General features: G+C 67.2%; 14 protein-coding genes. 9 read left to right on the top strand and 5 right to left on the bottom strand.

Annotated elements, in window-relative coordinates:
• Nucleotides 1-699 (bottom strand): response regulator transcription factor, encoded by a 699-nt coding sequence (locus tag LL236_RS00380; RefSeq protein WP_228176826.1) that lies wholly within the window; start codon nt 697-699, stop codon nt 1-3.
• Nucleotides 700-778: 79 nt separating this feature from the next.
• On the opposite strand from LL236_RS00380, the gene LL236_RS00385 reads away from it, so the two are divergent.
• The 4 genes from LL236_RS00385 (at nt 779) to LL236_RS00400 (ending at nt 4,105) form a co-directional block, all read left to right on the top strand.
• Nucleotides 779-1,069, top strand: a complete 291-nt coding sequence (locus LL236_RS00385) for a hypothetical protein (protein ID WP_228176827.1) — start codon at nt 779-781, stop codon at nt 1,067-1,069.
• 173 nt (nt 1,070-1,242) lie between these two features.
• Nucleotides 1,243-1,854: an FABP family protein gene (locus tag LL236_RS00390; protein WP_228176828.1), complete on the top strand. Its 612-nt coding sequence runs from the start codon at nt 1,243-1,245 to the stop codon at nt 1,852-1,854.
• Entirely contained in the window at nt 1,854-2,963 is a 1,110-nt protein-coding gene (gene ygfZ, locus LL236_RS00395; protein ID WP_228176829.1) for a CAF17-like 4Fe-4S cluster assembly/insertion protein YgfZ, read from the top strand. The genes LL236_RS00390 and ygfZ overlap by 1 nt, the downstream gene beginning before the upstream one ends.
• A complete protein-coding gene (locus tag LL236_RS00400; RefSeq protein ID WP_228176830.1) occupies nt 2,960-4,105 on the top strand; it encodes an FUSC family protein in 1,146 nt (381 codons plus the stop codon). Before ygfZ ends, LL236_RS00400 begins: the two co-directional genes overlap by 4 nt.
• A gap of 14 nt (nt 4,106-4,119) precedes the next feature.
• On the opposite strand, the gene LL236_RS00405 is transcribed toward LL236_RS00400, so the two are convergent.
• Nucleotides 4,120-4,941 carry a class I SAM-dependent methyltransferase gene (locus LL236_RS00405; protein WP_228176831.1) on the bottom strand — a complete coding sequence of 274 codons (822 nt, stop codon included), beginning with the start codon at nt 4,939-4,941 and terminating at the stop codon, nt 4,120-4,122.
• A gap of 108 nt (nt 4,942-5,049) precedes the next feature.
• Here LL236_RS00405 and LL236_RS00410 point away from each other — a divergent pair, with 108 nt between their 5' ends.
• On the top strand, nt 5,050-5,799 hold the full coding sequence (locus LL236_RS00410; RefSeq protein ID WP_228176832.1) for a phosphoglyceromutase: 750 nt from the start codon (nt 5,050-5,052) through the stop codon (nt 5,797-5,799).
• A gap of 78 nt (nt 5,800-5,877) precedes the next feature.
• Here LL236_RS00410 and phoU read toward each other — a convergent pair whose 3' ends face one another.
• On the bottom strand, nt 5,878-6,549 hold the full coding sequence (gene phoU, locus LL236_RS00415) for a phosphate signaling complex protein PhoU (protein WP_228176833.1): 672 nt from the start codon (nt 6,547-6,549) through the stop codon (nt 5,878-5,880).
• 166 nt (nt 6,550-6,715) lie between these two features.
• Between phoU and LL236_RS00420 the strand changes: the two genes are divergently transcribed.
• Both LL236_RS00420 and LL236_RS00425 read left to right on the top strand, forming a co-directional pair.
• Nucleotides 6,716-8,017, top strand: coding sequence for a sensor histidine kinase (locus tag LL236_RS00420; RefSeq protein ID WP_228176834.1), 1,302 nt, complete (start codon nt 6,716-6,718; stop codon nt 8,015-8,017).
• Nucleotides 8,014-8,697: a response regulator transcription factor gene (locus LL236_RS00425; protein ID WP_228176835.1), complete on the top strand. Its 684-nt coding sequence runs from the start codon at nt 8,014-8,016 to the stop codon at nt 8,695-8,697. Before LL236_RS00420 ends, LL236_RS00425 begins: the two co-directional genes overlap by 4 nt.
• Before the next feature lie 74 nt (nt 8,698-8,771).
• On the opposite strand, the gene LL236_RS00430 is transcribed toward LL236_RS00425, so the two are convergent.
• The gene (locus tag LL236_RS00430) at nt 8,772-9,236 is read right to left on the bottom strand and encodes a DNA modification methylase (protein ID WP_228176836.1); all 465 of its coding nucleotides are present in this window, start codon (nt 9,234-9,236) and stop codon (nt 8,772-8,774) included.
• 168 nt (nt 9,237-9,404) lie between these two features.
• Here LL236_RS00430 and LL236_RS00435 point away from each other — a divergent pair, with 168 nt between their 5' ends.
• Nucleotides 9,405-9,887 (top strand): CarD family transcriptional regulator, encoded by a 483-nt coding sequence (locus LL236_RS00435; RefSeq protein ID WP_195692045.1) that lies wholly within the window; start codon nt 9,405-9,407, stop codon nt 9,885-9,887.
• Between the two features lie 31 nt (nt 9,888-9,918).
• Complete coding sequence (ispD, locus tag LL236_RS00440) at nt 9,919-11,118, top strand: 2-C-methyl-D-erythritol 4-phosphate cytidylyltransferase (RefSeq protein ID WP_228176837.1); 1,200 nt, start codon at nt 9,919-9,921, stop codon at nt 11,116-11,118.
• Between the two features lie 17 nt (nt 11,119-11,135).
• On the opposite strand, the gene LL236_RS00445 is transcribed toward ispD, so the two are convergent.
• On the bottom strand, nt 11,136-11,612 hold the full coding sequence (locus tag LL236_RS00445) for a GNAT family N-acetyltransferase (protein ID WP_228176838.1): 477 nt from the start codon (nt 11,610-11,612) through the stop codon (nt 11,136-11,138).
• Nucleotides 11,613-11,680 lie beyond the last annotated feature (68 nt).

Genomic DNA, 11,680 nt, shown 5'->3' on the forward strand with positions numbered 1-11,680 from the left:
TTATGCGTCAGCGCGTTCGCGCGGGGGCGGAGGTGCGTCATCCTCGTACACGTTGAAGCGGTAGCCGACGTTGCGCACGGTGCCGATGAGCTGTTCCAGATCGCCGAGTTTGGCGCGCAGCCGTCTGACGTGCACGTCGACGGTTCGGGTTCCCCCGAAGTAGTCGTAGCCCCACACCTCGCTGAGCAGTTGTTCCCGGGTGAAGACCCGCGACGGGTGAGTGGCGAAGAAGTGGAGGAGCTGGAACTCCTTGTAGGTGAGATCAAGTGGGCGCCCGTGCACCTTCGCGGAATACGACGACTCGTCGATCGTGATCCCCGAGGTCTGGATGCGGGTAGAGACCTGCTCCTTCGCCATTCGTCCGATTGCCAGGCGGACCCGCGCGTCGACTTCGGCAGGGCCCGCGGTCACCAGGATGACGTCATCGACGCCCCAGTCCGGCGAGACCGCGGTCAGGCCCCCCTCGGTCACGATGAGGATGAGCGGCACATCCAGCCCCGTCGTGCCCAGGATCTTGCACAGCGATTTGGCCCCGACGAGGTCGGTGCGGGCATCCACGAAGACGATGTCGGCGCTGGGCGCGTTCACCAGCTGCGCGGGCTCGGCGGGGATCTGGCGAGTGCGGTGACTCAGCAGTTCGAGGGCGGGCAGGGCTGGGCCTCCGCCTGGGGCGGAACTCAGAACCAATAGCTGTGCCACGCTGACATCCTCCCGGTGCCGGAGGCGCACCGCGCCCCTCAGTTTAGGGCGTCACCCCACCATGGGAGACAATAGGGCGATGGACCTGCCACCGCTTGCTCCACGCCGTGCCTTCGGCGGGATCGTCGCCGTCTGGGTGGCCGCCGCCATCGCCGGCACGATCATCGGTTTTTTTGTTCCTGCCGAATGGCGCATCGCGTGGCTCGGCGTGGCTCTGGGGCTCTGCGTCGTGCTGGCTTTCGCGGTGCAGCTGGCTCATGGGCGCTCGCAGGCCTTCGTTGAGCGCGTCGCGCTGAGCACCCTGGGCTCGGCCATCGTGCTCGGCGTGATCAGTCTCGGCTTCGGGCTCGCCTCGATCGCGCCGCGCTGACCCCCCGAGCGTGAGCAGTTCAGGCGGGGCGATTCCGGGATAGAGTGGAATCTATGGACCTCGTAGCGCTCGAACTCTTCTTCGTGGGCCTGCTTGCGCTCGCGTCGCTGGCGATCGTGTTCGTCTCAGGTGTCGTCGTGAAGAACCTGTACCGCGGCCAGCGCTGACGCGCCGTGATCGATCTTCCCACCGACCTCCCCGCCGAACTCGCGCCACTGTCGTGGCTCGTCGGCGTGTGGGAGGGCACCGGTGTCATCGACTACGACACTGACGACACGCACTTCACGGGCGAGTTCCATCACCGGGTGAGCTTCAGCCACGATGGCGGCGATCACCTGAACTATTCCGCACAGGCCTGGCTTCTGGACGCGGATGATCCTGCTGGGCCACGAACAGCATTGGTCAGCGAAACCGGGTACTGGCGGCTGGCGATCCCCGCGACCGACGCCGTGCCTGGTCCCGGCCTGCTCCCGGCGGCTGCCGCTGCTTCGCCGCTGACGGTCGACGACGTCGAAGCCCTGCGAACTCCCGAGGGCGGGTTCGAGATCGAGGTCTCGCTCGTGCACTCCGATGGTGTCTGCGAGCTCTACCTCGGGCAGATCCGCGGGCCTCGCATCGATATCGCCACGGATGCCGTCATCCGCACCGCATCGGCGAAGGTCTACTCCGCAGCGACCCGCATGTACGGGTTGGTCGATGGTCACCTCCTGTGGGCGTGGGATATCGCAGCGCTCGGCGGATCGCTCGCGTCCCACGCCTCAGCTCGGCTCGCGAAGGCCGACTGATGGCATCCGCATTCGAGCGGGTACCCGGGGCTGTGGCTGAGGGCGGCATCCTCATGCACCTCGGGAACCCCCTTGCCGAGCAGCGTCGACTTCTGCGCGGCGACGCTGTCGCACCGCTCGAGAACCGTGCAGTGGTCAGCGTCGCCGGTCCCGATCGCCTCGCGTGGCTCGACTCGATCACCTCGCAAGCCGTCGCAGGTCTCATGCCGGGAGAAAGCAGCGAGCTGCTGATCCTTGACCCGAACGGTCACATCGAGCACGCCGCCGGGATCGTCGACGACGGCGAGACCGCCTGGCTCCTGGTCGACGCAGCGGATGCCGAACAGTTGACGGCGTGGCTGACCAAGATGCGGTTCCGCATGCGCGTTGAGATCCAGCTCGTCGGTGACGTGGTTGTCATCGGTGCCGTCTCACCCGATGCTGCAGGGCTCACCGCGTTCTCGCCTGCGGGAGTTCCACTCGTCTGGCGCGATCCGTGGCCGGGCGTCACGGCCGGAGGGCACGCGTACGCGGTCGGCGAGCATCCGGGGCAGGCACGGGACTGGGTCGAGGTCATCGTCGACGCTTCCGAGCGCGACCGAATCGCGCAAGCCGCCGCAGCGGGCGAGGTGTCGCTGGCCGGCGCGCTCGCCGTCGACGCCTTGCGTATTGCCGCATGGCGCCCCAGCTGGTCGCGGGAGGTCGACGAACGATCTCTGCCGCATGAGGTGGACTGGCTCCGAACCGCCGTGCACCTGACCAAGGGGTGCTACCGCGGCCAAGAGACCGTCGCGAAGGTGCACAATCTGGGGCACCCTCCCCGCCGGCTCATGGCGGTACACCTCGACGGTGCCGACAGCATCCTCCCCCCGCCCGGTTCCAAGGTCCACATCGCCAGTGGTGAGGTGGGCGTGCTCACCTCCGTCGCCCTGCATGTGGATGACGGACCCATCGGACTTGCGCTCGTTCGACGCACGACCCCTGACGGTGACGCGACTGTCCAGACGGCCGAGGGTGCTGTAGCCGCGAGGCTCGAGACGATCGTGCCACCCGAGGCCGGCGCCGCGGCATCCGTTCCTCGACTGCCTCGGCTCTCCCGGCGCGCGGCGGCGTCCCCTCCCTCGCCGTGAGCGCAGGGCAGGACCCGCGCTCGCCGCGGCCGGCAGCACCCGACGAGACTGCGCCGCTGACACTTCCGGTTCGCGTGCGGTGGTGGACGAGGTTCAGCCCGCTTCCCGGATGGACGCGGCTGCGCGCGTCATCCATCGCCATCGTCCAGATCGTGGTCGCCGCGACTGGCGCTTACGCCTTCGCCGCGTACGTTCTCGGACACCCGGCGCCGCTGCTTGCCGCGACGGTCACGGTCTCGAGTCTCGGACTTGTGCGCGACGCTCGGCCGCGCCGCGTACTCGAGACCGTCATCGGCATGATCATCGGCATCCTTGTGGCCGAAGTGCTGCTCCTGGTCGCCGGCAGCGGATGGTGGCAGCTGGGCCTCGCACTTGCCGCAACCCTCGCCGTCGCACGGTTCCTCTCGCCCCAGCCGGGGTTTGCGATAGCGGCGGCGATTCAGTCGCTCATCGTCATGATCGTCCCGACCAGTTCTCCGATGCTGCGGCTGATCGACGGAGTCGTCGGTGGAGTCGCGGCGCTGCTGGTGACAGCGCTGATCCCGCGCAGCCCGCAGCGCACGGAGGTCGCCTCCGGCGAGGTGCTGTTCACCCGCTTCCAGAGCGCCACCGAGACGATCATCCGCGCCCTGCGCCGCGGAGATCGCGTTCGCGCGCAGCGGGGCCTCGAAAAGGCGCGAGCGCTGCAGGCCGACATCGATGACTGGCGCCTGACACTGGAATCCGGCATGGGGATCGCGCGGATCTCGCCCTTCCTGCGATCGCAACGGCATGAGATCGCCCGCCACCAGCGCATCTGGCAGTCGATGGACTTCGCGTGCCGAAACCTGCGCGTGATCGCGCGGCGCACGGTGTACCTCGTCGATGACCGCGAGCCGCGAGAGGTCGCTGCAGACTTGCTGGCCGACCTCGGTCGCGGGGCTGATCTCATCGCCCAGTCGTTGCGCGACATCTCGCTGGAGCCTGTCGCCCGTGAAACGCTCCGCGCCGTCGCGGTGCGGCTCGATCCTGCAGTGGTCCTTCCCGATGCGACACTCGGTGATCAGAACCTCATCGCGGCGCTTCGGCCGCTTGCCGTTGACCTGCTCACCGCCGCCGGCATGTCAGGCGAGGATGCCGCCCATACCGTTCCGCGCATCTGAGTACCCGGTGCTGGTCAGCGCGGCGCGACAGACGCCCACGGGACAGTGACCTCACCCAGTCGCCACCGGTGACGTCCGATGAGCGGCCAGCCGGCGTCGTGCATCGCCTGCAGGCTAGCCTTCCACCGCTGGGCCGGCGAGAACGTCGACAGCGGCGCCGCGCGCTCCCATTCCCGCGTCAGATCCAGGAAGAATGCGTGAATCGGCTCACCGGGAACGTTCCGGTGGATGAGGGCCTTCGGGAGGCGCTCGGCGGCGATTGCCGGCGACTCGAGTCCAGCCAGGCGCAGCGAGACGGTCAGTGACCGAGGTGCGGCGTCCGACCCGACCACGACCCAGGTCATGACCCGCCCGATCTCATCGCACGTTCCTTCGACGAGCAGTCCGTCGGGCGCGAGGCGACCTGCCATGCGCGACCAGGCTGGTTCGACGTCGACGTCGTCGTACTGGCGCAGCACGTTCAGGGCGCGTATCAGGGTCGGGCGCCGGGGCGCGGGGACCTCGAAGCCGGCCCGAGCGAACGAGACCCGGGTGTCAGGGTCGAACGTCGTGAGGCCCGCGCGGACCGCTCGCAACTGCTCGCGTGCTCGCTCGACCCGCTCGGGGTCGATCTCCAGGCCCAACACGTCGATGTCGGGCCTCACCGGCGACAGGCGCGCAGCCAACTCGAGGGTCGTGATGCCGGTGGCGCCGTACCCGAGGTCGACAATCAGAGGGTCGGATGCGCGACGGAGCACGGGATGCCGCGCTATCCACCGGTCGACGCGGCGCAACCGGTTCGTGCCTGTCGTGCCCCGCGTGGGGCGCCCGGTCGGCGCGGAAGGAGCAGAGGGCACGCCCCCAATGATGCCAGCGGTGCGCGCGCGTCCGAGCCCGTGCGCGCGAGGGCTTTCACGGCCCACCGCGCCATCTGTCGGACACCTGGCCCGGATATCATGAGGGCCATGACCGAGCCATATACGTTGATCCTTCTCCGACACGGCCAGAGCGAGTGGAACGAGCTGAATCTCTTCACCGGATGGGTCGATGTGCGGCTCACCGAGCAGGGGCAGGCCGAGGCCCGCCGGGGCGGGGAGTTGATGGCCGCGCAGGGCATCCTTCCCGACGTTCTGCACACGTCGCTGCTCAGCCGCGCGATCCAGACCGCCAACATCGCGCTGGATGCCGCCGACCGCCTCTGGATCCCGGTCAAGCGCACCTGGCGACTCAACGAACGCCACTACGGCGCGCTGCAGGGCAAGGACAAGGCGCAGACCCTCGAGGAGTTCGGCCCCGAGCAGTTCATGCTGTGGCGCCGCTCGTTCGACGTGCCGCCGCCGCCGCTGGATGATGACAGCGAGTTCAGCCAGGTCCACGATCCTCGCTACGCCGGGATCGACGGCGATGTGCCCCGCACGGAGTCCCTCAAGCTCGTCATCGATCGCATGATGCCGTACTGGGAGAGCGACATCGCCGCTGACCTGCGCGCCGGCAAGACGGTGCTCGTGACCGCGCACGGGAACTCGTTGCGGGGTCTCGTGAAGCACCTCGACGGCATCAGTGACGCCGACATCGCCGAGCTCAACATCCCGACCGGCATCCCGCTGGTCTACAAGCTTGACGAGAACCTCGTCCCGCTCGGTCCCGCCGAGTACCTGGACCCCGAGGCCGCTGCTGCTGGTGCCGCCGCCGTGGCTGCTCAGGGCAAGAAGTAAGCCGAGACCCGAATCTCACGAGAAGAGCGGATGCCTCGCGTGAGGCATCCGCTCTTCTCGTGAGCTGGAGGGGGAGAGTTACTCTCCCGTGGCTGTCCCATCGCTCGCGTAGAACTCGCCGCCTTCTGCCAGGTACTGCACCTTCTTGGCGACCGAGACGGCGTGGTCGACGAAGCGCTCGTGGTAGCGGCTCGCGAGGGTGGCATCCACCGTCTGCGCGGGCTCGCCCGACCAGCTGTCGCTGAGGACCTTCTCGAAGACGCTCACGTGCAGATCGTCGACCTGGTCATCGATGTCACGGATCTGGTCGGCGAGAGCGAGGTCCTCGGTGTCCAGAAGCTGCGTCAGCTTCCGGGCAGCCTCGACATCCAGCTCGCCCATCTTCTGGAACGTCGACTTCAGTCCCGAGGGGATGGCGCGCTCGGGGAAGCGCAACCGCGTCAGCTGAGCGATGTGCTCGGCGATATCTCCCATGCGCTCGAGTGATGCGCTCACTCGCAGAGCCATCACGACGATTCGCAGGTCGCGGGCGACGGGCTGCTGGCGGGCCATGATCTCGATGGCGATCTCGTCGAGTTCGTGTGCCTTGTCATCGATCTCGGCGTCAGCCGCAATGACCTCTTCGGCGAGGGCGACGTCGCTGGTCTTGAACGCCGTCGTCGCCTTCTCGATAGCGGTGGTGACCATCCCGGAGATCTCAACGAGACGGTTCTGCACATCTTCGAGCGACTGGTGGAAGACTTCGCGCATTCCGATCCCTTTCGTGTGTTGTCGTCCGACCGATGCCAGACGACCCGGCGATTCTCGCCACCGAAGGTTAACGGACAGTGCCGCCCCGGTGAATAGTGACGCGCCCGAGGCGGGACGCGAGTACCGTTCGCGAGGTCGCTACCTGGGCCGCCCGTACGCTGTTTCCATGCAACCTGCCCAGATCGCCCTCCTCGGCCTCGTGGTGGGTCTGCTCATCGGCGCGGGCCTTGCGACCGTCATCCTGTTGGCACTGCGGGCCCGGGAGCGCGCTGAGTACGGTGCGGACATGGATGTTCCTGAGGGCGCGCGGATGGTTCTGCAGGGGCTCGACGATCCCGCCGTGGTCCTTGATTCGGCAGGTGTCATCATTGCGGCGTCGGCATCCGCGGCGCCGTTCGAGTTGACCGAGGGCCGCATGTTGCCGACTCCCGAATTGCGTGGCGTCGCGCGCCGGGTCAGCGATGCGGATGCCGCCTCCAACGCCACGTTTCGTCTTCGCCGCGGTACCGGGCCGGGGGAGTTGCGCCTGGTCACCGTGCGGGCAACCCCTCTCAACGCCCGGCTGATGCTGCTCGTGCTGCGCGACATCACCGAGAAGGAGCGCGTTGAGCAGATGCGCCGCGACTTCGTGTCCAACACGAGTCACGAACTCAAGACACCCGTGGGGGCAGTGAGCCTGCTGGCCGAGGCCATCGAGTCCGCATCCGATGACCCCGCGCAGGTCCGCGTCTTCGCTTCTCGGCTGTCTGCCGAGGCGACGCGGCTGGCGACCCTCACGTCTCGCATCATGAATCTGTCGCGCCTGCAGGCCGCAGACGAGCTCAACGACGAACGCGATGCCTCGATCGATGAGATCATCGCATCCGCCGTGGAGGCCCACGCGATCCAGGCAGACTCCGCGGAAGTGCAACTGGTGCGCGGCGGCACGCGGGGCCTGTTCGTTCGCGGTGATGCTCAGGTGCTGAGCGAGGCCGTTGGCAACCTCATTGCCAACGCGATTGCCTACTCGCCCAAGGGGTCGAGTGTCGGGATCGGTGTCAAGGCCGCCGACGGGGTCGTTGAAATCGCCGTCACCGACCGGGGAATCGGAATCTCAGAAGAAGACCAGGACCGCGTGTTCGAACGGTTCTACCGCGCAGACCAAGCTCGCTCTCGCCGAACCGGGGGGACAGGCCTGGGGCTCGCGATCGTCAAGCACGCTGTGCAGCGCCACGGCGGCGACGTTCGGCTGTGGTCGCGCGAGGGCCGCGGCTCGACGTTCACCATTCGGCTTCCTCTGATCGAGTCTCCTCACGACGAGCCGCCCCGAAAGCGGGTTCGAAAGGAGAAGAAGGTCAAGAAGAAGACCAAACTGCAGGGCTCGGATGCCGTGCTGACCGAGGGTGCGGTCCACGTCGCGCTCGATCGGACCGGAACACCGGACAGAAGTGGCATCGCTGCCCGAGAAGGAAACGGAGAAACCGCATGACTCGCGTCCTACTTGTCGAGGACGAACCCGACCTCGCCGACCCGCTCGCGTACTTGCTGCGCCGGGAGGGTTATGAGGTCGAGATCGCCGAGGATGGAGCCGCCGCCCTCGCCTCGTTCCGTGAGTTCGGCGCCGACATCGTGTTGCTCGATCTCATGCTTCCCGGGATGCCCGGCACCGAGGTATGTCGGCAACTGCGCGCCTCGTCGTCTGTTCCGATCATCATGCTCACGGCGAAGGACTCCGAGGTCGATATCGTCGTGGGACTCGAGCTCGGCGCTGACGACTATGTGACCAAGCCCTATTCGGCTCGGGAACTGCTCGCACGGATGCGCGCAGTGCTGCGCAGGCTCTCCACCGCCGAGGCGGACCTCGACGACCGCATCCTCGAAGGAGGGCGCGTGACGCTGGACATCGACCGGCACACCGTCTCGGTCGACGGCAGCGAGATCAGCATGCCGCTGAAGGAATTCGAGCTCCTCGAGGTGCTCATGCGCAACGCGGGCCGGGTGCTCACGCGTGGTCAGCTCATCGACCGGGTGTGGGGAACCGACTACTTCGGCGACACGAAGACACTGGATGTCCACATCAAGCGCATCCGCTCACGCATCGAGAAGAACCCGAGCGATCCGACCATGCTCGTGACAGTCCGCGGGCTCGGCTATCGCTTTGAGTCCTGACCCGCCACGACCTCAAAACCACGTCGGCCCCGCTCTCGACAGAGGCGGGGCCGACGTTGTGGTTCCGGGAAGACTCAGGGCACGAAGGGTGCGAGGTATTCGAGGTCGCCGTTGAATACCGGCACCGAGATGACGGAGGTGACGCCCTCACCGGACTGGAATGATGCCGACAGCGTCGCTCCGGGCGGGGTGTTCAGGTCGCGGATCAGAATCGGATCGGCGTTCTCGCCGAGGCTCTTGACGGTGCCCGCCGGAACGATGACCTGTTCTGTCACACCATCGGCGAAGTCGATGTTCAGAACGTACGTCTCGTCCGTGCTGTTGATGATGGCGGCGAGGAAGTTGCCTTCGGTGCCCTCGTCGTTCGCGACGATCATCGTGTTGCGAACCTGCAGGGGACCGGACTCGTCGGGGACGTTGGTTCCCTCGGCGGGCGAGTACTCGATCGTCGTCGCGTGCGCGGAGATCAGGCTGCACCCCGAGGTTCCGAGGACGAGGGCTGCGCCCACAACGAGCGACGCGATGAGGCGCGATTTCACGGATCCTCCTTGAGCGGATGACGGCTTCACGATGCATTCTACGGGGTTGCGCACCGTCGGCTTACGCCTCCCTGAAGCTCACTTCCGCCCGGGGTCGAAGAGTGGGTGGCGAACTCTAGCGTATGGGCCCTGTGGTATTCTGGAGTTTGCCGAAAGGAACATAACTCCATGCTTTTTGAGGTTGGCGAGACGGTTGTCTACCCGCACCACGGGGCCGCAACAATCATCGAGGTCAAGGAACGCGTCATCAAAGGCGAGACCAAGAAGTACTTGAAACTCAACGTCACTCAAGGCGATCTGATCATCGAGGTCCCGGCTGAGAACGTCGACCTGGTCGGCGTCCGTGATGTGATCGGCAAGGACGGTCTCGAGCGCGTGTTCGACGTGCTGCGCGCGCCGTTCACCGAGGAGCCCACGAACTGGTCTCGCCGATACAAGGCGAACCTCGAGAAGCTCGCGTCGGGCGATGTCATCAAGGTGAGTGAGGTCGTCCGCGACCTGTGGCGCCGCGATCAGGATCGTGGCCTGTCGGCTGGTGAGAAGCGGATGCTGGCCAAGGCCAAGCAGATCCTGATCTCCGAGCTCGCGCTGGCCGAGAAGACCGACGAAGAGAAGGCCAGCGTCCTGCTCGACGAGGTCCTCGCCTCCTGAGTCGGTGCTGCCGCGCGGTAGCGTGGCACCCGTGAGCATCATTCCGGTCCCCCGCGTCGCGGTCATCGTCGTCGCAGCGGGCTCGGGTAGCCGGCTCGCCGCCGGAATCCCCAAGGCCTTCGTCGGCCTCGACGATCACACCATCCTGCGACATGCGCTTCGAGGCATCTTCGAGGCTCCACCGATGCAGGTCATCGTCGTCGCGCCCGCCGGTCGCGAGGGTGATGCGTTGACGGATGCCGAGGAGGCCGCGGCGGACAGGCGCGACCTCGTGTCCGTTGTCACCGGCGGACCCAGCAGGCAGGCATCCGTAGCCGCAGGCCTCGCCGTGCTGTGGGGCGACGTCGAATACGTCCTCGTGCACGACGCGGCGCGTGCCCTCACCCCGCCTGATGTGTTCACGCGCGTGATCGGCGCGCTCGAGGCCGGCGCTGCCGGCGTCGTCCCGGTCATGCCGGTCGTCGACACGATTCGGCAGATGGAGGGCGACACCATCGTCGGGGTCGTCGACAGGTCGAGTCTGACTGCTGCGCAGACACCGCAAGGGTTTCCTCGCCGCATCTTGGAGACTGCATACGCTGCTGCGGACCAGGAGTACACGGATGACGCGGCAGTTGTCGCCGCGGCCGGGCACGCCACAACGACGGTTGCCGGCGACGCTATCGCGTTCAAGATCACAACCCGCGCCGATCTCGACCGAGCGCGCGCCCTCGTTTCGCCCCTACCGAAGTCCGCTGCACCGCTGGGTGAGCCGGCGCTGCCGCGCGTGGGTATCGGAACCGATGTCCACGCCTTCGGCGGTGACGGATCGCTGTGGCTCGCCGGGCTCGAGTGGCCGGGCGAGCAGGCGTTGTCGGGACACTCAGACGGAGACGCGGTGGCTCATGCGATCGTCGACGCGCTCCTGGCGGCATCCGGGCTCGGCGACATCGGCACCCACTTCGGCACCGACCGTCCGGAGTACGGCGGGGCCCACGCTGAGGCCTTTCTGGGCAGGACTCTTGCGCTGCTCGGCGAGGCGGGTTTGCGTGTCGGCAACGTCTCGGTCCAGGTTCAGGCGCGCCGGCCACGACTCGCTGGGCGTCGTGCCGAGGCAGAGGCTGTGCTCTCACGGGCCCTCGGCGGTGCCCCTGTGTCGGTCTCGGCCACAACGACTGACGGGCTCGGTTTCACCGGCGCCGGCGAGGGCGTCGCGGCCTTCGCGGTCGCGCTGGTGGTCCCCGCGCGTTAGTTCGGATTTGCGCGCTGCTACAGCTTCTTCGTCATGAAGAGGGAGTACGGGTCGAGCACGTAGCTGCCGAACGGCTCGCAGCGTGCGAAGCCCGCCGACTCATAGAGTCGCTGCGCCGGCAGAAACTCCGGCGTCGAGCCCGTCTCGAGCCACAGCGCCGACATGCCGCGACGGCGCGCCTGGTCGATCAGGTGCTCGAGCATCGCGCGCCCGATACCCGTGCCACGATGGCTGTCTGCGACACGCATCGACTTGAGCTCGCCGTTGTCTTCGTCGAGCTGAGCAAGCGCGCCGACGCCGGCAAGCTCGCCGGCGACCCACGCCGACCACACCTGGACGGAGGGCTGCTCGAGCCCGCTGAGATCCAGAGCGTGGCAACTCTCCTCGGGCGAGATCGAGCGCATGTCCGACAGGTGAGCGGCGATCAGCGCTCGGGTCGGCTCGCCGCTGAGGTCATCGAGGCGGATGTCGAGCGCTGCGGAAGAGGAGGGCACGTCCACAGTTCTACCCCAGATCCCCGCTTGTCCGGGGCGCCGGCTGCGTGGCACCACGGCGGCTTCCG

The sequence above is a fragment of the Microbacterium schleiferi genome (genome assembly GCF_020781975.1).
Lineage (GTDB): Bacteria > Actinomycetota > Actinomycetes > Actinomycetales > Microbacteriaceae > Microbacterium.